Below are 20549 nucleotides of genomic sequence, written 5' to 3' on the forward strand. Positions count from 1 at the left end.
ACAGCACGTCAAGAGGCCAGTGGGGGACACGCACCGAACCAGTGGAATAGACCACTGGCGGGGTGCCTGACCTGCGGTCGGAAAGAAGACGGGCACACGCTGACGACCGCACGACCCGGGGTGCACGGGACCGGCGACCGGTCGGAGAATCTCGCTCACCGGCCACGAACGAGCGCACTATTTATGCGACTAATCCCGGATGTGCGTGCCCCGAAGGGACGAAGGGTAGTGCTCGCGCGGACACCACCGGTCCGTGCGGCGTTCGCCGTACGGAGATCTCGGAAAGGCCGGACGCACATGGCTCAGCCCTTCACCCTGCCGGACTTCTACGTTCCGTATCCGGCACGGCTCAACGCCCATGTCGAGGAGGCGCGAGCGCACACCAAGAAGTGGGCACGCACCATAGGGATGCTGGAGGGTTCGGGAATCTGGGAGGAGAAGGACCTCGACTCCCACGACTACGCGCTGTTGTGCGCCTACACCCACCCCGACTGCTCGTCCGAGGCGCTCTCGCTGGTCACCGACTGGTACGTGTGGGTCTTCTTCTTCGACGACCATTTCCTGGAGTTGTTCAAGCGCACCCGCGACCGTGAGGGCGGCAAGCGGTATCTGGACCGATTGCCTGCGTTCATGCCGATGGACCGCGGTGCTCCGATGCCGGAGCCCACGAATCCGGTCGAGGCGGGACTGGCCGACCTGTGGACACGGACGGTGCCGGGCATGTCCGACGCCTGGCGGGTCCGGTTCGCCGAGGCGACGAAGAACCTGCTCGACGAGTCGCTGTGGGAGCTCGCCAACATCGACGAGGGGCGCATCGCCAACCCCGTCGAGTACATCGAGATGCGCCGCAAGGTGGGCGGCGCCCCGTGGTCGGCGGGACTCGTGGAGTACGCGGCGGGCGCGGAGGTACCCGAGTCGGTGGCCGACGAACGCCCGCTCCGGGTGTTGCGGGACGCCTTCTCCGACGGCGTGCATCTGCGCAACGACCTCTTCTCGTACCAGCGGGAGGTCGAGGACGAGGGGGAGAACAGCAATGGCGTGCTGGTCCTTGAGCACTTTCTCGGCTGCTCCACCCAGGAGGCCGCCGAGGCGGTGAACGATCTGCTGACTTCACGGCTCCAGCAGTTCGAGAACACCGCGCTCACCGAACTCGGCCCGCTCTGCGCGCAGAAGGGGCTCGACCCGGCGGACACCGCGGCGGTTCTGGCGTACGTCAAGGGGCTGCAGGACTGGCAGTCGGGCGGCCATGAGTGGCACATGCGCTCAAGCCGCTACATGAACGAGGGCGGGGCCGGTCGGGCCACGCCCGGCTTCGGTATGGCCGCGGCGTCGATCCGGTTCACTCCCCGCTCGGAAAGGGCCCGGCTGCGCAGCCACACCCACGTGCCCCATCAGCGTGTCGGCCCGTCCCTGCTGCCCGGTCTCGAGCTGCCCTTCGGCACGACACTCAGCCCGCATCTGGACGGGGCGCGGGTACGGATCGTCGACTGGGCGCTTCGCACCGGAATCCTGGAAGCGCAGCCGGGCGTGCCCGGATCGCACATCTGGGACGAGGAGCGGCTCGTCGCGACCGATCTGCCGTTGTGCGCGGCGGGTCTGCACCCGGACGCGACGCCGGAGGAGCTGGATCTGTCCTCCCAGTGGCTGACCTGGGGAACGTACGGGGACGACTGGTTCCCGGTGGTGCACGGGCGGCCCGGCGATCTGGCCGGTGCCCGGCTCGCCATCGAGCGTCTGTCACTGTTCATGCCTCTGGACGGGTCCGCGACGCCCGAGCCGGTCAACGCGCTGGAGCGGGGGCTCGCCGATCTGTGGGCGCGCACCTGCGCGCCGATGGACGCGAGCGGGCGCCGGACGTTCCGGAAGGCGGTCGAGGACATGACCGCGAGCTGGGTGTGGGAGCTGGCCAACCAGGCACAGAACCGCATCCCGGACCCGGTGGACTACATCGAGATGCGACGCATGACCTTCGGCTCCGACCTCACGATGAGTCTGTGCCGGCTGGGCCACGGCAAGAAGGTGCCGGACGAGATCCACCACAGCGGTCCGCTGCGTTCGCTGGAGAACGCGGCGGCGGACTACGCGTGCTTGATGAACGACCTGTTCTCGTACCAGAAGGAGATCGAGTACGAGGGCGAGGTGCACAACGGCGTGCTGGTCGTGCAGAACTTCTTCGGCGTGGACTATCCGACCGGGGTGGCGATCGTGCACGACCTGATGAGGTCGCGATTGAGTCAGTTCCTGCACGTCGCGGAGCAGGAACTCCCGCTGCTGTACGACGACTTCGGGCTCGACGCGGAAGCGAGGGAGATCCTGGCCGGGTACGTTCAAGAGCTCAAGCACTGGATCGCGGGGATCCTGATCTGGCACCGGGGATGCCGGCGCTACCGCGAGCAGGATCTGCGGCGGGGCACCGGCACCCCGTGGCGACTCGGGGGTCCCACGGGGCTCGGTGTGTCGGCGGCGCGGGTGACCGCGCTGTTCGCTCAGCCCTCGGCCTCCAGCGTGTAGCGCCCGCCCGCACGCGCCTTGAAGACCTTCTCGCCGCTCGCGAACAGCGTGCTGCGGACGGTCGCTTCGCGGCTGCGGCTCGCCGTGATCACCACACGGCGGGCCTGCCCCGCGGCCCATTCGATGTCGACGGTGAAGCCGCCCCGGGCGCGCAGTCCGCGTACCGATCCGTCCGGCCAGCTCGCCGGGAGGGCGGGGAGAATCTCGATGGCATCGTGCTGGCTCTGCAGCAGCATCTCGGCGATGCCGGAGGTGGCGCCGAAATTGCCGTCGATCTGGAACGGCGGGTGGGTGTCCCAGAGGTTGGGCAGGGTGGAGTTCTTCAGCTGTTCCGCGAGCATCCTGTGGGCGTGGTCGCCGTCGCACAGCCGTGCCCAGAAGTTGATTTTCCATGCCTTGGACCAGCCGGTGCCGCCGTCGCCGCGCGCACGGAGGGAGACCTTCGCCGCTTCGGCCCACTTCGTGCCGGGTTCGATCTGGCGGCCCGGGTGGAGGCCGAAGAGGTGCGAGACATGACGGTGTGTGTCGGCCGGGTCGTCCCGGTCTGCCTTCCATTCCTGGAGCTGGCCCCAGGCCCCGATCCGCAGTCCGGGGTCGAGTCGGTCGAGGGCCGCTTCCAGGCGGCCGCGGAAGGCGGGGGCGTCGCCGAGGGTCCGGGCGGCCTCCAGGGTGTTGGTGAGGAGGTCGTGGACGATCTGCTGGGACATCGCCGCACCGGCGGTGAAGTCTCCGTGCTCCGGAGAGTAGCTGGGGGTCACGACGAGCAGTCCGTCGCGCGGGTCGGTGCGCAGATTGGCCAGCCAGAACTCGGCGGCCTCCTTCATGGCCGGGTAGGCGGTGGAGCGCAGGTAGTCGGAGGAACCGCTGAACCGGTAGTGCTCGTACATCTGTTGGGTGAGCCAGGCGGCGGCTTCCGGGAACCAGAAGGCGGTGGACCAGTCATGGACGCCGGTGAAGCCGTACGGGTTGGTCTCGTTGTGCACGACCCAGCCGACCGTCCCGAACATCTCCTTCGCCGTCTTCCGGCCGGGGGCGCGCATCGCTTCGATGTAGCGGTCGTACGGTGCGGTGGTCTCTGCGAGGTTGGTGACCTCGGCGAGCCAGTAGTTCATCTGCAGATTGATGTTGCTGTGGTAGTCGGCGGACCACGGCGGGGTGGTGGAGTTGTTCCAGACGCCCTGGAGGTTGGCGGGCAGCGATCCGGCCCGCGAGGAGGCGATCAGCAGATAGCGGCCGTACTGGAAGAACAGCGCTTCCAGGGCCCGGTCGGCGGGGCTCGTGCCGTCCGTGTACCGGGCGAGCAGCTGATCGGTGGGCAGGTCGGGCAGTTCCTGGCCGATGTCGAGGGTGACCCGGTCGAAGAGGGCGCGATGATCGCGCAGGTGGGTGTCGCGGATCTTCTCGTACGAGGTCCGGACGGCGGAGTCCACTGCGGCGGCGACCGCCTTGTGCGGGTCGTCGCCGCGGTAGGCCGGATAGCGGTCGGCATAATCGGTGGCCGCGGCGAGTACGAACCAGGCGCTGTCGGCTCCGGTGACGGTGAGGGTGCCGTCCGGGCCGGCGGTGACGGTGCCACCGCTGGTCCGGACACGGATCTGGGCCTCGAAGCGCAGGCCGTTGTCCTTCAGCGCACCACGTACGGTGAGCCGGTCCTTTTCGGCGGTGGCGGTGTAGTCACTGCGCGGCGAGCTGTACCGCAGGGTGAACGACACCTGTCCCGGACGGTCTGCACCGAGGCGCCCCGCGATGACCCGGCCCGGATGGGAGACGAAGAACTCCCTTGTGTGGGCGGCTCCTTGGTGTGTGTAGGTGACGGCGGCAAGAGCGTTTCGCAGATCGAGGGTGCGCCGGTAGGAGGTGTCGGGGGCGGCCGGGGCGTTGCGCAGATCCAGCCACAGGTCACCGAAGACCTGGTAGGCACCGTAGCCACGGCGTGCCTGGCCGAGCTCGGCTGCGACGGCGTCCGGGCCGAGAGAGCCCTGACCGTCGAGGCACTGCTGGACGCCGGTGAGGGCGTCGGGTCTGGGGGTGGTCCAGTTCCCGAAGTCGTAGCCCTCCGCGGAACCGGGGCCGCCGGTCCACAGCGTCTTCTCGTTGAAGGTGAGCCGCTCGGATGCGAGCGTCCCGTACACGCTCGCGCCGAGAGCGCCACCGCCGATGGGCAGGGACTCACGCTCCCAGCCGGCGGCCGGGGCGTGGTACCGGAGTGTCGGTTCCACCGATGTCCTCGGGTGGGTGGAACTCTTCACTCCCTTCGATTCATCGGAGGTACTGGCAGCCACTGCCGTGCCAGAGGCGGCGGGGATTCCCAGCGCCAGAACGCCGGTTGCGCCTATCACTGTCTTCACTGTGGTGCGTCGCGTCATCCCGGATGTCATGCCGCCGACGGTAAAGGTCCGACGATTGCTCCGGCAAGGCACATGACAAAGCGGCCTCATGGACAGAGGCCGCGAACACTTGGACAGATGGACGAGGTGAGTGTTCCGCAGCCGCCCGTCGGGCACGGGCGGCCGAGGCGAAGGGCGGAATCAGCCCTGCTGGAACAGTTCGGCCGGCAGGGGCTTCAGCAGGGTGTACAGATCGTCGGTGATCGGCCGGTCCCAGCTGGCGATGGTGACGAGCACCCCGTCGCTGCGGTCGAACTGTACGCAGGAGATCCGGCTCTCGGAGAGCTTGACGCGGCGGACGATCAACAGGTTGTCGCCCTGCATCACGGGCATGTCCTCGGTACCGGTGACCTCGACCGGTTCGTCGTTCTCCAGCGCGAGCAGAAGCTGGGCGACCTCGAACGGAACCTGGCCCTCCTCGGTCTCGCGGGCGGGCGAACCCTCCGGGAGATTGCCGATGATCATCGCGGGGCCGCGGCCGCCGAACAGGTCGTAGCGCAGAAAGACGCCCTGACAGCTCCCGTCGGGGGCGGGCAGCAGGCCGGCGCCGAGGTTTCCGGGCCAGTCCCCCGGATCCATGGCCAGGACGTCGAAGTCGGGGCCCGCGGGTGTGGCGGCGCTACGGCGGCGGAGGAAGGACATGCAGACATGTTACGTGTCCGGGCTCACGTTGCGGAGCCGGGTCCGCGCAGGCCGGGGCACGGTCGGGGCCGCGGCCCGGCGCACCGGCCCCGAAGCCTCCGCGGCCCCGCCGTCAGCCGGACTCCGCGGCCAGTGCCTCCAGGACCCCGACGGCCTCGTCGGCGCGGTCGTACGGAACGAACAGGTGATCGTGATGGAAACCGGCCACCACATTGCAGCTCAGCCCGGCATCGGTGAGCGCCAGGGACACGGCGGCGGTGAGCCCCACCGCGTCCAGCGCCGAGTGGACACGGAGCGTGATCCAACCCGCCACGCAGTCGTAGGGCAGACCTGCCGAGACGGCTTGCTCCTCGGGCAGCACCAGGGTGAGCCCTTCGGGCTCGGCGACCGTGACGACCGGGTCGACGCCCTCGGGCACCGTTTCGCGGGGCGTGGCGGTGAAGACATACCGGCCGGGGTTCAGCTCCGGCCGCATGCTGCTCAGCAGGGTTCGAAGATCGCGCTCGCCTGTCACACCCACCACGCTACGTGGCGTGGTGACGCTCATGCCGGCGTGCGACCCGGGCGCGGCTGCCTCAGGAAGGCCTGCCCCGGACCGCGTGGTGCTGCGTGCCTGCCACGCCCCACGCCGCGTGCGGCGCGCCTGGGGCGGGAGCCGGATCTCGTACCGCCGGGCCGGACGCTGTACACGGCGCGCCCGCAGGGTGCGGAGTTCCGGCGGGGTGACAAGCGACGCAGGCGCGCACGCCTCAACTCCCCTGCGGACGAGAAGGGTTGGCCGCGCGATCTGTTGTGGCACCGAAGCGCGCCGGGCGTCCGGCGCTCAGGTGAGGTCGAATTCGCCGTCGCGGGCGTTCACCACGAAGGCACGCCATTCGGCCGGGGTGAAGATCAGTGACGGGCTGCCGGGCTTGCCGGCGTTGCGCATCGCGATGAATCCCTCGACGAAGGCGATCTGGACGTCGCCCGCGCCCTGACTGCCCGACCGCCACTCCGCGTTGCTCAGGTCCAGGTCCGGCTTGTCCCAGCCCGCAAAGGGCTGCTGGGTGGTGGTGCTCTCCGCCACGTCGGCTCCTCCCGCTCAATCGTCCCGGGCCGAAGCCTAGCCATCGTCGGCGGCCCGGGACAGGCCGTCGGGGAGGCTTCCTCCGGTCCGGGACGGCCTGCGGTCAGCGGGTGGGGGGCTCGGCTCCGACCAGCCACATGGAGAAGAACTGCGCCCCGCCGCCGTAGGCGTGGCCGAGTGCCTTCCGTGCCCCCGTCACCTGGTGCTCGCCCGCCTGACCCCGTACCTGCAGCGCGGCCTCCGCGAAGCGGATCATGCCGGAGGCGCCGATGGGATTGGTGGAGAGCACCCCGCCCGACGGGTTCACCGGGAGGTCGCCGTCGAGCGCGGTGACGCCGGACTCGGTGAGCTTCCAGCCCTCCCCCTCGGCGGCGAAGCCCAGGTTCTCCAGCCACATCGGCTCGTACCAGGAGAACGGCACGTACATCTCGACGGCGTCGATCTCCCGTCGCGGGTCGCTGATCCCGGCCTGCCGGTACACATCGGCGGCGCAGTCCTTGCCCGCCTGCGGCGAGACGAAGTCCTTGCCCGCGAAGAGCGTCGGTTCGCTGCGCATCGCGCCGCCGTGCACCCAGGCGGGCGGATGCGGCGAACGATCCGCTCCGGCCCGGTCGGTGAGGATCATCGCGCAGGCCCCGTCGGAGGACGGGCAGGTCTCCGAGTAGCGGATCGGGTCCCAGAGCATCGGTGCGGACCGGATCTTCTCCAGGGTGATGTCCGGGTCGTGGATGTGCGCGTACGGATTCTTCAGCGCGTTGCGGCGGTCCTTGTAGGCGACGAGTGAACCGACCGTGTCGGGCGCCCCGGTGCGACGCATGTACGCCCGGACGTGCGGGGCGAAGAAGCCTCCCGCTCCCGCCAACAGCGGCTGCTGGAAGGGGATCGGGAGAGAGAGGCCCCACATGGCGTTGGACTCGGACTGTTTCTCGAAGGCGAGTGTGAGGACCGTGCGGTGCACCCGTGCGGAGACCAGGTTGGCGGCGACCAGTGCGGTGGAGCCGCCGACCGAGCCCGCGGTGTGCACCCGCAGCATCGGCTTGCCGACGGCGCCGAGCGCGTCGGCGAGATACAGCTCCGGCATCATCAGGCCCTCGAAGAAGTCGGGGGCCTTCCCGATGACGACGGCGTCGATGTCCGCCCAGGTCAGCCCGGCGTCCTCCAGCGCGCGGACGGCGGCCTCGCGGACGAGTCCGGCGATGGAGACGTCCCGGCGGGCCGACACATGCTTCGTCTGGCCGATGCCGACGACGGCCACGGGCTCCTTAGGCATGAGCGCTCTCCCCTTCGAGTACGGCGACCAGGTTCTGTTGCAGACAGGGCCCGGAGGTGGCGTGGGCGAGTGCCCGGTCGGACTCGCCGCGGTGGATGCGGGCCGCCGCCTCGCCGAGGCGGATCAGCCCGGCGGCCATGACGGGGTTGGCGGCGAGCGCGCCGCCGGACGGGTTCACGGTGACGCCGTCGTCCAGTCGGAGCGCCTTGCGCAGCACCACTTCCTGGGAGGTGAAAGGCGCGTGCAGTTCAGCGGTGTCCACGGGCCGTTCGAACACCCCGGCCCGCTCGGCGGCGAGTCGGGTGGAGGGTGATTCGGTCAGTACGCGGACCCCGAGGCTGTGGGCCTCGATACGGTGGTCGATACCGCGGATCCAGGCGGGGCGGGCGCACAGGGCCCGTGCGCTGTCTCCGGCGGCGAGGACGACGGCTGCCGCGCCGTCGCGGACCGGTGGGCAGTCACCGGTCCGCAGCGGCTGCACGACGTACGCGTCGGCCGGGACCGGGCCTGCCGTCCGGGCGTGCGGATTGCCCGCGGCGGCGGCGCGGCTCCGGGCGGCGATCGCCGCGAGGGCGGCCTCGTCGGTGTCGCCCTCGTCGATCAGTGCCTGCGCCTGGAGCGCGGCGAGCGCGACGGAGTCAGGCCAGAGCGGTCCGACGTAGTACGGGTCGAGCTGACGGGTGAGGACGTCGCGCACCTCGCCGGGCGAGGACTTGCCGTAGGAGTAGACGAGCGCGGTGTCGGCCTCGCCCGTCCGGATCTTCACCCAGGCCTCGTACAGCGCCCACGCGCCGTCCATCTCCACATGGGACTCCGAGATCGGTGGGTAGGCGCCGACGCCGTCGAGCGCCATGGTGAAGGAGAAGGCCCGCCCCGCGAGATAGTCGCTCGACCCGGAGCAGGTGAAACCGATGTCGCTCGCCCTGAGACCGGTCGTGTCCAGGACCTGGTGGAGGACGGGCATCAGCATCTCGACTTCGGAGAGTTCGTCGGTGCGCCTGAGATGGTCCGTCTGCGCGAAGGCGACGATCGCTACGTCTCGCATCTACAGCAGCTCCTTGTACGCGTCGTAGTCGGCGTCCGGCTCTCCGGTCGGCCGGTAGTGATCGGGGTGCCGCCCGCCCTCGGTCCAGACGGGTTCGACCCGCAGGCCCATGCGCACCTGGTCGTACGGGATCCCGCCGATCCGTGCGTGCAGTGCGAGGTCGGCCCCGTCGAGGGCGATGTGCGCGTAGACGTAGGGGACTTCGATGTCGAGATTCCTGGCTTTGATGTTGACGATGCAGTACGTGGTCACGGTGCCGCGCGGGCCGACCTCGACCTGTTCGGTGGTGGCGACGCCACAGGTGGGGCAGGCGCCGCGGGGCGGAACGTACACCTTGGCGCAGGACGGGCAGCGCTCGCCGACGATGCGCCGCTCGGAGAGCGCGCTGATGTAGGCGCCCTGAGCACGGCCCGGTGTGTAGCGGTAGTCGAGACGGGCCGGGGTGACGATGCCGCGGACGGGGTCGGTGAACTCCTTGCCGCGCGGTACGGGTTGACCGGCCTCCCCGTCGTAGGGCTCGAAGCAGGCGATGTCCGTGATGGCACCGGTCCGTTCGGGCGCCCAGCGGATCCGCACCCGCATGCCGGTACGGACGGCTTCGGGGCCGGGCGCGGCAAGGACGTGCAGCAGGGCGCTGTCGGCCCCGTCGAGCCTGACGAGGACCCACGCGAAGGGGGTGTCGAGGGGCTGACCGCGGCGCGGGGCGGGGTTCCAGGCCCAGGTGGTGACAGTGCCGGTGTCGGAGACGTCGGTCAGCTCCCGGATCTCCTCAGCGGTGACGGGGTCGTACTCGACCGGTGGGACGAGGACCTTTCCCCCGCTGGTCCGGACGCCGAGGACGGTGCGTTCGCGCAGTCCGGTGAGGAAGGCGCTCTGGACGGGACCGAGGGATCGGGTGAAGGGGAATTCGAGCACCAGCGGTGCGCTGAGGATCTCGGACACGGTTGCCTCCTCGGCTCAGGCGCGCCGGTAGACGGGCGGGCGCTTCTCGGCGAAGGCACGGGCGCCTTCCTTGGCGTCGGCGGTGGCGAAGACCGGCCAGCCGCGCTTCAGTTCGGCGGCGAGGCCCTCGGCCTCGGTCATCTCCGCGGTCTCGTACACGGACGCCTTGACTGCTTCGACGGCGAGCGGACCGCAGGCATTGATCCGCTCGGCGACTTCGAGGGCCTGCTCCAGTGCGGCGCCGTCGGGGACGACCCGTCCGATCAGCCCGACGGCGGCCGCCTCCTCGGCGCTGTACGGACGTCCGGTGAGGAGCATTTCAAGGGCGTGGGTCCGAGGGATCTGGCGCGGCAGCCGTACCGTCGACCCTCCGATGGGGAAGAGGGCGCGCCCGACCTCGAAGAGCCCGAAGGTGGCGCTCGCCCCGGCGACGCGGATGTCGGTGCCCTGCAGGATCTCGGTGCCGCCCGCCACGCAGTGGCCCTCGACGGCGGCGATGACCGGCTTGCGCGGTCGGTGGTGGCGCAGCATCGCCTTCCAGTGCAGATCGGGGTCGGCGGTCATCCGGTCGCGGTACTGCTCGCCCTCCATCCCCTTGCCCGCCAGGGCTTTGAGGTCCATGCCCGCGCAGAAACAGCCGCCTGCGCCGGTGAGGACGACCGAGCGGACCGTGTCGTCCTCGTCGGCCGCCAGCCAGCCGTCGTACAGCCCGACCAGCATCGGCAGCGAGAGGGCGTTCTTCGCCTCCGGCCTGTTCAAGGTGAGCACCAGCGTGGCGCCCTCGCGCCGCACGGTGAGGTGTTCCGTACCACCCATTGCCTGCCTCCCGTCTCAAGACCTAGAACAGGTTGCAGTAGGCGGGGGTCCAGTTCAATAGTTTGCTGACAGTCAGTCAGATTTCTTCGGTGGGCCCCTTCCCACTTGTGCCTCCCGGCGCTCTAATGACCGCCGAGCCAGTCAGCATCCGGGGTCAGGAGGAACGGTGGAGTACAACCTTGCCGACCTGTTCGAGTCGGTCGTCGACGCGGTCCCGGAACGCGAGGCGCTCGTCTACCTCGACCATCCCGGTACGGGTGCGGAGCGCAGGCTGACGTACGCGGAACTGGACGCGGCCGCCAACCGTCTCGCCCACCATCTGATCGGGGCGGGCATCACGCCGGGCGAGCATCTGGGACTTCATCTCTACAACGGAGTCGAGTACCTCCAGACGGTGCTGGCCTGCCTCAAGGCCCGCATCGTTCCGGTCAATGTCAACTACCGCTACGTCGAAGATGAGTTGGTCTACCTCTACCGTGACGCGGATCTGGCGGCACTGGTCTTCGACGCCGAGTTCGACGAAAGGGTCTCGGCCGCCGCGCCCAAGGCTCCGACCCTCCGTCATCTGGTCCGCGTGGGGGCTCCGGTGGCGGGCGTCCGCGGTCCGGACGCGGTGGCGTTCACGGACGCCGAGGCGTCGGGGAGCCCCGAGCGCGGCTTCCCACCACGCTCGGCGGACGACCAGTTCATCATCTACACCGGAGGCACCACAGGAATGCCCAAGGGTGTGATGTGGCGCCAGGAGGACCTCTTCTTCTCCGGCCTCGGCGGCGGCGCGCCGACCGGTGAGCCGGTGAAGTCCCCGCCGGAACTGGCCGAGCGGGTGGCCGCGGGCGGTGACGGAATCACCTTCTTCCCCACTCCCCCGCTGATGCACGGCACCTCGACGCTCACCGCGTTCATCGGATTCAACTTCGGGCAACGAGTCGTGATCCACCGCAAGTTCGTCCCGGAGGAGGTGCTCCGCACGATCGAGAAGGAGAAGGTCACCAGCGTGTCCCTGGTGGGCGACGCGATGCTGCGGCCGTTGATCGACGCGCTGAAGGGCCCGCTGAAGGGCACCGACTGTTCGTCGATGTTCTCCATCTCCAGCTCGGGCGCGATCATGTCGGACTCGGTGCGTGCCGAGTTCCAGGCCTTGGTGCCGACGGTGATGCTGCTCAACAACTTCGGCTCGTCGGAGTCCGGGTTCAACGGCACGGCGACGGCCGACTCGGGGCCGAGGAACGGGTTCCGGCTCCAGGTCAACTCCCGTACGGAAGTGGTCGATCCGGTGACGTACGAGCCGGTCGCCCCGGGCGAGCAGGGGAGGATCGCCCAGCGCGGCCATGTGCCGCTCGGCTACTACAACGATCCGCGCAAGACCGCGGAGACGTTCTTCCACCGGGGCGACGAGCGCTGGGTCCTGCTCGGCGACATGGCGACCGTCGACGCGGAGGGCATCGTCACGGTTCTCGGCCGGGGCTCGCAGTGCATCAACACAGGCGGCGAGAAGGTGTACCCCGAGGAGGTCGAGCAGGCGCTGAAGGCCCATCCGGATGTGTACGACGCGCTCGTCGCCGGCGTGCCCGACGAGCGGTGGGGGAACCACGTCGCGGCGGTGGTGCAGCTGCGGGAGGGGGCGGACGAGCCTTCGCTCGACGATGTCCAGGCGCACTGCAGGACCCGCCTGGCCGGCTACAAGATCCCTCGCAGGCTGGTGATCGCCCGGCAGATCCAACGCTCCCCGAGCGGCAAGGCCGATTACCGGTGGGCCCGCTCGGTCGTGGCGGCCCGGCGCGGGAACGAGGACTGAGGACCGGGCCGGGCCACGAGCGGGGCCGCGGCCGGGGCGGGGCCGACGAGACACCCGAACGGCGGCCGGCCCGGTTCACCCGGTGGCCGACCGCTCGGCTCCGGCCGGATCACCCGACTGCGCCGTTGCAGGTCCGAGCCGGCCGCGGGGCACCGGGCGCCGGGCACCGGTCCCGGCGTAAGCCGTTCGGGCGCGTACGGTCTCCAACCGCTCACCCTATGTGGCAACAGGGGGAAAACGCCCATAGCTTCGGTTCATGAGGAAACGACACTTCAAGAGCCTCGTCCCGGTCGTGGTCGCCTCGACCGCGGGACTCGGCGCGGCAATTCCGTCCGCCTCAGCCGCCAACGCCCACGTGGTGCGGCCCGGCCAGTCCATCCAGAAGGCGGTGGACGCCGCGCAGCCGGGTGACACCGTCGTCGTCCTGCCCGGCACGTACCGGGAGAGCATCCTGATCACCAAGCCGGGCCTCACGCTGCGCGGCTCCGGCGACCACACCGTCATCCGGCCTGCCGCGAAGAGCGCCCCGTCCGCGGCCGCGTGTGTGAAGACCGGCAGCGGCATCTGCGTCCTGGGCCGATCGGGCCGGACCGTCGACGGCGTGACCATCGATTCGCTCGCCCTCTCCGGATTCAAGAAGAACGGTGTCTGGGCCTCCTGGACGGACCGGCTGTCCGTCCGGCGGGTGACCTCCGAACACAATGGTGTCTGGGGCATCGCCCAGGAGCGCTCCACCCGCGGCGTGTTCACGGGCAACACCGCCCGCGCCAACGGCGACGCGGGCATCTTCGTCGCGAACACCGTCGACGAGGAGGGCGGTGCCACCGACACGCGCGGCACCGAGCTCCAGGACAACACGCTCACGAACAACCGCGTCGGCTTCACCGCCCGGCGCGTCAGGAACCTGTCGGTCCACGACAACACCTTCACCGGCAACTGCAGCGGTGTGTTCGTCGTGGGCGACGAGGGCAGACCGCAGGCCGGAGCCATGACGATCCGGGCGAACCAGATCACCGGCAACAACAAGTTCTGCGTCGCCACCAAACGGCTGCCCGCCCTGCAGGGTTCCGGCGTCGTGCTCACCGGGGCCGCGGACACCCAGGTCCGTTCGAACACCATCAGCAACAACGTGGGCGCCACGCCGCTCTCCGGCGGCATCGTGCTGTTCAAGAGCTTCGTGGGCACCAAGAACACCGGCAACACCGTCAGCGGCAACGTCGCGCTCGGCAACAAGCCGGCCGACCTGGCCAACAGGGACACCGGCAAGGGCAACACCTTCGTCGCCAACGTCTGCACGAAGTCCACACCGGCCGGGATGTGCTGACCGGCGCACCCCCGTACGAGGAGAAGCGAACCAGCATGACCACTGTGAGTCCCACCCCCGCACCCACTCCCACCTCGACCGCCGTCCACGCCGCCGTGCCGCACCCCGTCACACCGCCTCAGCCGGCCATGCAGCTGCGCGAGATCGTCTTCGGAGCGGCGCGCGCCGCCGCCGTGCGCGCCGCGGCCCGGCTGGGCGTCGCCGACGCGCTGGGCGAGACGCCCGCGTCCGCGCAGGAACTCGCGGCGCTGGTGAAGACCGAGCCGGTGCCGCTGCGCAGGCTGCTCCGCGCCCTGTCCTGCTACGGGATCTTCGCCGAGACCCCGGACGGCGACTTCGTCCACACCGAGATGTCCCGTCTGCTGCGCGAGGACGACCCGAACAGCCTGCGCTACATCTCACTCTGGTGCACCGAGCCCTGGACCTGGGAGGTCTGGCCGCACCTCGACGACGCGGTGCGCACCGGCAGGAGCGTCTTCTCGGACGTGCACGGGAAGGGGTTCTTCGACTACCTCCATCAGGACGCCCACGAGTCGGCCCAGGTCTTCAACCGGGCCATGACCACCTCCAGCATGCAGTCCGCGCTGGACGTGGCCGAACTCCTGGACCTCACCGGGGTGTCCACGGTCGCCGACATCGGCGGCGGCCAGGGGCACGTACTGGCGAGCCTGCTGGAGAAGCACCCGTCGCTGCACGGCACCCTGATGGACCTGCCGGGTGTGGTGGCGCGCGCCGATGCCCGGCTGCGGGACCAGGGGCCGCTGGTCGGCCGGACTCGCATCGTGGCCGGGGACTGCCGCGAGGCCATCCCGGTCGATGCCGATCTCTACATCATCAAGAACATCCTGGAGTGGGACGACGACAGCACCCGCAGGACACTGCGCAATGTCGTCGCCGCGGCCCGCCCGGGAGCCAGGGTGGTCGTCATCGAGAACCTCGTCGACGACACCCCCTCGATGCGGTTCACCACCGCGATGGACCTGCTGCTGCTCCTCAATGTCGGCGGGGCGAAGCACACCAGGGAGAGCCTGGTCGGCCGGATCTCGGACGCCGGCCTGCTGATCGGCAGGGTCGTTCCGGTCAACCCCTACCTCCACGCCTTCGAATGCGTGGTCCCCGACTGATCGCGCCGTCCGGGTCGTCCATCCCCGGGAGACGGAAATCGCCCCGGGTCCGGCCGAGAGGCCGGACCCGGGGCGATTTCCGTCTCCTCAGGCGGTGGTACCGCGTTCCCAGTGGTAGAACTCCTGGGCCATGGCGTCCTTGGGCCCGCGCCAGGTCTGCGGGTCGTACGCGCTGACATAGGCGGTGAGCTTCTCGCTGATGTCCTTGAACGCCGGATGCTCGGTCACCTTGGCGATCTCGGGGCCCGGCGGGCGCTCCGATTCGATCAGGTGCAGATAGACGTCACCGAACTGGAACAGCTTGCGCCTGGTGACGCCGACGAGGTGCGGCAGTTCACTGCTGTCGGACTCGGCGAACAGATCGGCGATGTCAGGCGCGGAACCCGGCGCCATCCGGGCGACGATCAGAGCGTGGTGCATCGTGGGATGCCTTTCTGGTTCCGGCCCGGCACCCGGACTGCCGGGTGCCGGGCCGTGGGGCGGACGGCGGGTCAGCTGGCCGAGACCGAGGCGGTACGGCGCTCCCGGGCGCGCTGTTCGATCTTGTCCCGGATGAGTTCCATCTGGACCTTGGAATTGCGGTTGATGTTGTCGGTCATCCACTCGTCGTCGACGGGTGCGTCGGGCCGCATCGCGAAGTCCTGCGCCCAGCGCATCTTCGTGCCACCGGGGACCTCCGAGTACTCCCACCGGATGTCCATGTGCTGGAACGGGCCCGGCTCGACACGGCGGGCCCGGACCATGCGGCCGGCCCGGTCGACGGTCCGCTCGGAGACCCAGCTCCAGACCTTGTCGTTCTCGTCGGGGTGCATCGTCAGGCGGAACTTCGTCCTGTCGCCGTCCCGTTCGATCACCTCGACCGAGGCGTACTCGCTGAACAGCCGCGGCCAGTTCTCGAGATCGTTCGTCACGTCCCAGACAAGGTCCAGGGGGGCGGCGATGGTGATCTCGTTCTCGGTGTGTCCGGACACGTCAGGCTCCTTGCATGAGGGTGTTGTTGACGAGGTCGAGAAATTCCTGCGGGGTCTTGCAGCGGTCGGCGTCGGTCGGCAACGCCCGGCCGTGCCGGTTCTCCAGCACGCCCACGATGCCGAGGAGACCCAGCGAGTCGAGGCCGAACTCGTCGAAGGCGGACCTGGGGCGCTGCTCCATGTCACGCGGGTCCACGGTGAGTCCGGCGCCCTTCTTCATCAGGACGGCCAGTTCCGCATAGGTCAGTCGTTCGGTCATGAGGACTTCTCCTTCTCACGATTGGGTGTCGGTGGAGCGCCGCAGCACCATCGCCGCGTTCGAGCCCATGAGCCCGCGGCTGAGCACCAGCGCCGTTCGGAGTTCGGCCGGCCGCGCACTGCCGGTGACGACGTCGAGGTCGTGGCACACCTCGAACACGTTCGGCGTGGGCGGTATCAGCGCGTTCTCCATGGAGAGCACGGCGGCGGCCGTGTCCAGCACCGGCGCCCCGCAGTAGGCGCGCCCGATGCCGGTCTTGGGCGCCGTCACCGGTACCCGTCGGCCGTGCGCGCCCAGTGCGTCGGCGATCGCGAGTGCCTCGGCACGGTCGGCCGCCGGGACGCCGAGGGCGTCCGCGAAGACGACATCGATCTCGTCCGGCGCGCAGTCCGCCTCCCGCAGGGCGCCGATGATCGCCTGGGCGAGCCCCTCCCGGGACTCCTCCCATCGGGACGCTCCGGTGAACGTGGCGGCGTGCCCCGCGAGTTCGGCCCGGACCCGTGCACCGCGCCGACGCGCCGACTGCTCCTCCTCGACGACCAGCATGGCGCCGCCCTCGGCCGGTACGAAACCACAGGCGTCCGAGGTGAACGGCCGGTACGCGCGGGCAGGGTCGTCGCTGCGGCTCAGGTCCTCGTACCCGAGCTGACAGACGACCGAGTAGGGCGCGAGCGGTGCCTCGGCCGCGCCGACCACCACCGCTTCGGTGCCCCGCCGGATCGACCGGGCGGCATGCGCCAGCGCGTCCAGACCGCCGGCCTCGTCGCTGGCCACGACCGCGCACGGCCCCTTGAAGCCGCCGCGGATCGAGATCTGGCCGGTGCTGGCGGCATAGAACCAGGCGATGGACTGGTAGGGGCCCACGTAACTGGGCCCCTGCCCCCACAGCCGCTGGAGTTCACGCTGCCCGAACTCACCGCCGCCGGACCCTGCCGCGGTCACCACGCCGATGTCGTACGGCGTCTTCTCGTAGTCGGCACGGCCCAGCCGGGCGTCGTCCAGGGCGATGTCCGCGGCGGCCATCGCGAAGTGCGTGAACCGGTCGGTCTGGACGACGAACCGCTCCTCGATCTGCTCGACCGCCTCGAAACCGCGCACCTCGCCCGCGACCCGCAGCGGCAGATGTTCGCACCCCTCGCGGGTGACCCGGTCAAGAGCGCTGAACCCTTCGTGCGTCCTCTTCCAGAAGGCCTCGGTGTTGATGCCGTTGGGAGCGACGACACCGATGCCGGTGACGACGGTGCGCCGGGCTTTTCGGGTTCTCATGGTGTCCTCCCACCTGTTCGTGTCAGGGCCACCGCGGACTGGAAGCCACCGAAGCCGCTGCCGACCGACAGGACGCTGCGCAGCTTCAGGGGGCGCGCGGTGCGCGGCACGTAGTCGAGGTCGCACTCCGGGTCCGGGTTCTCGTAGTTCGCCGTCGGCGGCACGGTCTGGTGGACCAGCGCGAGTACACAGGCGGCGATCTCTATGGCCCCGATCGCCCCCAGCGAGTGACCGACCATGGACTTGATCGAACTCATCGGCACGTCGTGGGCGTGCGCACCCAGCGCCCGCTTCACGGCGGCCGTCTCGTGCCGGTCGTTCTGCTTGGTGCCCGAGCCGTGCGCGTTGACGTAGTCGATCTGCGAGCCGTCCATCCGGGCATGGTCGAGGGCCCGGTTGATCGCCTCGGCCATCTCCAGTCCTTCGGGGGTCAGCCCGGTCATGTGGTAGGCGTTGCCGAAGGTGGCGTAGCCCGAGATCTCGCAGTACACGGTCGCACCGCGGGCGCGCGCGTGCTCCAGTTCCTCCAGGACGAGCACCGCTCCGCCCTCACCCATGACGAAGCCGTCGCGGCGGGCGTCGAACGGCCGGGAGGCGTGTTCCGGGTCGTCGTTGTTCGGTGAGGTGGCCTTGATCGCGTCGAAGCAGGCCACCGTGATCGGGGTGATGGGTGAGTCGGACGCCCCGGCGACGCAGACGTCGACGCGGCCTTCCTCAATGGAGTGGAAGGCGTAGCCGATCGCGTCGAGACCGGAGGTGCAGCCCGTGGAGACGGTCTGCACCGGGCCGTGCGCGCCGACCTGTTCGGCCACCGCCGAGGCGAGGGAGCTGGGTGAGAAGGCCCGTTCCAGATGCGGACCGGCCGGGCGGTGGTCGACGTCCCATCGGGCGCCGCTGCCGCTGACGGCGACGTAGTCGTGCTCCAGCCGGGTGGTGCCGCCGACCGCGGTGCCCAGCGACACCCCCATCCGCCAGGGGTCCACCTTCTCCGGGTCGAGGCCCGCGTCACCGAGGGCCTCCCTGGCGGCCACCATCGCGAACTGGACGTACCGGTCCGACCTGGCGATCTGGTCCGCTTCCAGTCCGTGCGCCGCCGGGTCGAAGTCGCACTCGGCGGCGATGCGGGAGCGGAAGCCGGCCGGGTCGAAGAGCGTGATGCCCCTGGTCGCGGTGCGTCCGTTCGCGAGGAGGTCCCAGAAGGCCGGTACGCCGATACCGCCGGGGGCCACGACGCCCACGCCGGTGACCCCCACGCGGCGGGTCATGAGGCGGCCTCCGTTCGTTCCGGCGGCGCGACGCGCTCGGCGGACTCCGTGTGCTCCGTGTCGACGTGGCCGAGTTCGGGGCGCGGGGCGAGCGGGCCGAGGTGGAAGACCATGCGTGCCTCGACGTCGCCGACGTTCCGGAATCGGTGGCGTACATGGGGAGGGATCAGCAGGCCCTGGTCGGGCCGCATCCGGTGCGGTTCACCGTCGAGATCCACCTCCAGGAGACCGTTCACGACGTACACGAATTCCTCGGAGTACGGGTGGTAGTGCTCGCCGATTCGGTCACCGGGCTGGACGATGGCCAGCCCCATGAAGCCGCTGGTGGCTCCCACCGCTGTCGGCGTGAGCATGGCGCGAAGATCGCCCCCGCGCCTGCGGTTGGGCTGCGTCTCACTGAGATCCACGATGCGTGGCCGGTGCGTGGTCATGACTGCTTTCCTCCTGGCACATTGCGCGTTGTATTGACGGGTTGAGCGAGAACCCCCCAGGGCGGATGCGCGGTTCAGGAATCCATGGCCCGCCGATCGGTGATCAGGGTCATCTCGGACTGTGCGAGGAAGTGCGAGATCCCCTGGTCGTTCGCGGGCACGGCGTTCGCATCGCCGTCGAGGAGACGTCCGAGTCTGGCCACCTTGCCGGGGCCGTCGGTGCCGGCCGCCTGAGCGGGCTGCGCGTCGATCGGCTCGGCCGCTTCGAGGAGGCGGACCACGACGTCGTCGCGCTGGAAGATGGTGCTGCTGTCGATGATGCTCGCCGGGTCGTCGGCCGCCTCCTCGTCGTGGCCGGCGAGGAGCCTGGCGAGTGCCATGCCACAGCCCTCCTTGGCCTGGTAGAAGAGCGCGTGACGGCTGACGTCCTCGGCCTTGTGGCGGCCCGCGGTCACGTGGTGGACCGTCGGGAGAGCCGCTCGGGTGAAGAACATCCGGGCGGAGTCCGGGTCGCTGAGGTCCCGGTCCTGCTCCAGATACGGGTTGATGGCCTCTTCGACAGCCCTGACCTCGGGCTGCCGGGCGACGTGGCGGAGGGCCGCGAGAAGGTCGCCCTCCACCTCGACCGCCCGCACGACGCGGTTTCCGTGCATGAAGAGCGAAGTACGGCGCAAACGGGTGTGTTCGTCGACACGTGCGCTCGGGGACTCGTAGTCGGCCAGGATCTTCGCCACGATGTCCTCGGTGCCGGGCTTGACGGTGAAGGTGAGCGCGTGGCGCACCACCCCGTCGCCCAGTCGGGGTGACGCCTGCAGCCTGCCTTTGATCGCCTCCGGTGCCAGCTCGAACGCCTTCCCGGTCTCCCGCAGGACGCTGAAGCGCAGCGAACGGGTGTCACGCACGCAGCTGTGCAACGGCTGAACCGTCGCGACGTGCTCCTCGCTGTTCACCCAGGCGAGGAACGGGGGTGCGCTCTCCCATTCGCTGGTGATCAGCCATTGGGAGGGGTTCTCGATGGACTGGCACAGCTGGTCGCTGATGTGCCCGGGGACGGATGCCACCTGATTACGCAGGTGCTCATACGCCTCCAGGAACTGCTTCTGGGCTCCGTCGTACAGGTCCAGCAGCAGCACGACCCGCAGCCTGGAACCGTCGAAGGCGGACTGGGAGATCCGTTCCGAGAGGGTGGTGGTCATCTTTCGGTCTCCTTCGAGACGGTGTCGTGGGCAGGCCGGATGGCGTGCCGTCAACCGTCGGTTGGCGAGTGGAAGCGGAGCGGGGACTCTCCCGACGGATGCGAGCGGCCCGCCCCCGCTCACCGCGCGCATCGTCTCCGTGACCGATCGTGAAACGCTGGTCCGGGTGGCGCGAGATTTATGAACCGTTCAGGTGAGCGACCGTCCGAACCACTCCGAACAAGGGCATGGAACAAAGC

19 protein-coding genes are annotated in these 20549 nt (G+C 69.7%); 4 read left to right on the forward strand and 15 right to left on the reverse strand.

All coding sequences use genetic code 11. The features are described from left to right. Positions 1-297 precede the first annotated feature (297 nt). Complete coding sequence (locus ACIOHC_RS32285) at positions 298-2511, forward strand: germacradienol/geosmin synthase (protein ID WP_351084522.1); 2214 nt, start codon at positions 298-300, stop codon at positions 2509-2511. On the opposite strand, the gene ACIOHC_RS32290 is transcribed toward ACIOHC_RS32285, so the two are convergent. The 8 genes from ACIOHC_RS32290 to ACIOHC_RS32325 all read right to left on the reverse strand — a co-directional run bounded on the left by ACIOHC_RS32290 (position 2487) and on the right by ACIOHC_RS32325 (position 10679). Continuing rightward, on the reverse strand, positions 2487-4889 hold the full coding sequence (locus tag ACIOHC_RS32290; protein WP_351084523.1) for a glycoside hydrolase family 95 protein: 2403 nt from the start codon (positions 4887-4889) through the stop codon (positions 2487-2489). The two genes, ACIOHC_RS32285 and ACIOHC_RS32290, sit on opposite strands and share 25 nt — an antisense overlap. A gap of 150 nt (positions 4890-5039) precedes the next feature. Next, positions 5040-5540, reverse strand: coding sequence for a hypothetical protein (locus ACIOHC_RS32295; protein ID WP_018550733.1), 501 nt, complete (start codon positions 5538-5540; stop codon positions 5040-5042). A gap of 112 nt (positions 5541-5652) precedes the next feature. Continuing rightward, on the reverse strand, positions 5653-6054 hold the full coding sequence (locus tag ACIOHC_RS32300) for an ACT domain-containing protein (RefSeq protein WP_365692635.1): 402 nt from the start codon (positions 6052-6054) through the stop codon (positions 5653-5655). A gap of 309 nt (positions 6055-6363) precedes the next feature. Next, positions 6364-6606, reverse strand: coding sequence for a DUF397 domain-containing protein (locus ACIOHC_RS32305; RefSeq protein ID WP_351084528.1), 243 nt, complete (start codon positions 6604-6606; stop codon positions 6364-6366). Positions 6607-6709: 103 nt separating this feature from the next. Further along, complete coding sequence (locus ACIOHC_RS32310) at positions 6710-7876, reverse strand: thiolase domain-containing protein (protein WP_351084531.1); 1167 nt, start codon at positions 7874-7876, stop codon at positions 6710-6712. After that, positions 7869-8921 (reverse strand): thiolase domain-containing protein, encoded by a 1053-nt coding sequence (locus tag ACIOHC_RS32315; protein ID WP_351084535.1) that lies wholly within the window; start codon positions 8919-8921, stop codon positions 7869-7871. Before ACIOHC_RS32315 ends, ACIOHC_RS32310 begins: the two co-directional genes overlap by 8 nt. Further along, positions 8922-9863, reverse strand: coding sequence for an OB-fold domain-containing protein (locus tag ACIOHC_RS32320; RefSeq protein WP_351084537.1), 942 nt, complete (start codon positions 9861-9863; stop codon positions 8922-8924). It lies immediately after the preceding gene. Between the two features lie 15 nt (positions 9864-9878). Further along, complete coding sequence (locus tag ACIOHC_RS32325) at positions 9879-10679, reverse strand: crotonase/enoyl-CoA hydratase family protein (protein WP_351084539.1); 801 nt, start codon at positions 10677-10679, stop codon at positions 9879-9881. A 166-nt stretch (positions 10680-10845) separates the two neighbouring features. Between ACIOHC_RS32325 and ACIOHC_RS32330 the strand changes: the two genes are divergently transcribed. The 3 genes from ACIOHC_RS32330 (at position 10846) to ACIOHC_RS32340 (ending at position 14922) form a co-directional block, all read left to right on the forward strand. Then, entirely contained in the window at positions 10846-12474 is a 1629-nt protein-coding gene (locus ACIOHC_RS32330; RefSeq protein WP_365692631.1) for an acyl-CoA synthetase, read from the forward strand. Between the two features lie 256 nt (positions 12475-12730). Continuing rightward, on the forward strand, positions 12731-13798 hold the full coding sequence (locus ACIOHC_RS32335; RefSeq protein ID WP_351084543.1) for a right-handed parallel beta-helix repeat-containing protein: 1068 nt from the start codon (positions 12731-12733) through the stop codon (positions 13796-13798). 35 nt (positions 13799-13833) lie between these two features. Further along, positions 13834-14922: a methyltransferase gene (locus tag ACIOHC_RS32340; protein WP_401845066.1), complete on the forward strand. Its 1089-nt coding sequence runs from the start codon at positions 13834-13836 to the stop codon at positions 14920-14922. Positions 14923-15009: 87 nt separating this feature from the next. On the opposite strand, the gene ACIOHC_RS32345 is transcribed toward ACIOHC_RS32340, so the two are convergent. From ACIOHC_RS32345 to ACIOHC_RS32375, 7 genes are all read right to left on the reverse strand, one after another. Next, positions 15010-15342 (reverse strand): TcmI family type II polyketide cyclase, encoded by a 333-nt coding sequence (locus tag ACIOHC_RS32345; RefSeq protein ID WP_351085860.1) that lies wholly within the window; start codon positions 15340-15342, stop codon positions 15010-15012. 71 nt (positions 15343-15413) lie between these two features. After that, positions 15414-15893 carry an SRPBCC family protein gene (locus ACIOHC_RS32350; protein WP_351085862.1) on the reverse strand — a complete coding sequence of 160 codons (480 nt, stop codon included), beginning with the start codon at positions 15891-15893 and terminating at the stop codon, positions 15414-15416. A 1-nt stretch (position 15894) separates the two neighbouring features. Next, positions 15895-16152 carry an acyl carrier protein gene (locus tag ACIOHC_RS32355; protein ID WP_351085864.1) on the reverse strand — a complete coding sequence of 86 codons (258 nt, stop codon included), beginning with the start codon at positions 16150-16152 and terminating at the stop codon, positions 15895-15897. Between the two features lie 15 nt (positions 16153-16167). After that, positions 16168-17418, reverse strand: a complete 1251-nt coding sequence (locus tag ACIOHC_RS32360) for a ketosynthase chain-length factor (protein ID WP_351085866.1) — start codon at positions 17416-17418, stop codon at positions 16168-16170. Continuing rightward, on the reverse strand, positions 17415-18683 hold the full coding sequence (locus ACIOHC_RS32365) for a beta-ketoacyl-[acyl-carrier-protein] synthase family protein (RefSeq protein ID WP_351085868.1): 1269 nt from the start codon (positions 18681-18683) through the stop codon (positions 17415-17417). The genes ACIOHC_RS32360 and ACIOHC_RS32365 overlap by 4 nt, the downstream gene beginning before the upstream one ends. Next, a complete protein-coding gene (locus ACIOHC_RS32370; protein ID WP_351085870.1) occupies positions 18680-19114 on the reverse strand; it encodes a cupin domain-containing protein in 435 nt (144 codons plus the stop codon). The genes ACIOHC_RS32365 and ACIOHC_RS32370 overlap by 4 nt, the downstream gene beginning before the upstream one ends. Positions 19115-19188: 74 nt before the next feature. Continuing rightward, entirely contained in the window at positions 19189-20310 is a 1122-nt protein-coding gene (locus tag ACIOHC_RS32375; protein ID WP_351085872.1) for a SchA/CurD-like domain-containing protein, read from the reverse strand. Positions 20311-20549 lie beyond the last annotated feature (239 nt).

The organism is Streptomyces sp. NPDC088252 (genome assembly GCF_044740965.1).
Lineage (GTDB): Bacteria > Actinomycetota > Actinomycetes > Streptomycetales > Streptomycetaceae > Streptomyces.

Bases quoted from the DNA above. Each gene is read 5' to 3' on its own strand.
- ACIOHC_RS32285 (WP_351084522.1), top strand. From the start codon at position 298: ATGGCTCAGCCCTTCACCCTGCCGGACTTCTACGTTCCGTATCCGGCA.
- ACIOHC_RS32290 (WP_351084523.1), bottom strand. From the start codon at position 4,889: ATGACATCCGGGATGACGCGACGCACCACAGTGAAGACAGTGATAGGC.
- ACIOHC_RS32295 (WP_018550733.1), bottom strand. From the start codon at position 5,540: ATGTCCTTCCTCCGCCGCCGTAGCGCCGCCACACCCGCGGGCCCCGAC.
- ACIOHC_RS32310 (WP_351084531.1), bottom strand. From the start codon at position 7,876: ATGCCTAAGGAGCCCGTGGCCGTCGTCGGCATCGGCCAGACGAAGCAT.
- ACIOHC_RS32315 (WP_351084535.1), bottom strand. From the start codon at position 8,921: ATGCGAGACGTAGCGATCGTCGCCTTCGCGCAGACGGACCATCTCAGG.
- ACIOHC_RS32325 (WP_351084539.1), bottom strand. From the start codon at position 10,679: ATGGGTGGTACGGAACACCTCACCGTGCGGCGCGAGGGCGCCACGCTG.
- ACIOHC_RS32335 (WP_351084543.1), top strand. From the start codon at position 12,731: ATGAGGAAACGACACTTCAAGAGCCTCGTCCCGGTCGTGGTCGCCTCG.
- ACIOHC_RS32340 (WP_401845066.1), top strand. From the start codon at position 13,834: ATGACCACTGTGAGTCCCACCCCCGCACCCACTCCCACCTCGACCGCC.
- ACIOHC_RS32345 (WP_351085860.1), bottom strand. From the start codon at position 15,342: ATGCACCACGCTCTGATCGTCGCCCGGATGGCGCCGGGTTCCGCGCCT.
- ACIOHC_RS32355 (WP_351085864.1), bottom strand. From the start codon at position 16,152: ATGACCGAACGACTGACCTATGCGGAACTGGCCGTCCTGATGAAGAAG.
- ACIOHC_RS32360 (WP_351085866.1), bottom strand. From the start codon at position 17,418: ATGAGAACCCGAAAAGCCCGGCGCACCGTCGTCACCGGCATCGGTGTC.
- ACIOHC_RS32365 (WP_351085868.1), bottom strand. From the start codon at position 18,683: ATGACCCGCCGCGTGGGGGTCACCGGCGTGGGCGTCGTGGCCCCCGGC.
- ACIOHC_RS32370 (WP_351085870.1), bottom strand. From the start codon at position 19,114: ATGACCACGCACCGGCCACGCATCGTGGATCTCAGTGAGACGCAGCCC.
- ACIOHC_RS32375 (WP_351085872.1), bottom strand. From the start codon at position 20,310: ATGACCACCACCCTCTCGGAACGGATCTCCCAGTCCGCCTTCGACGGT.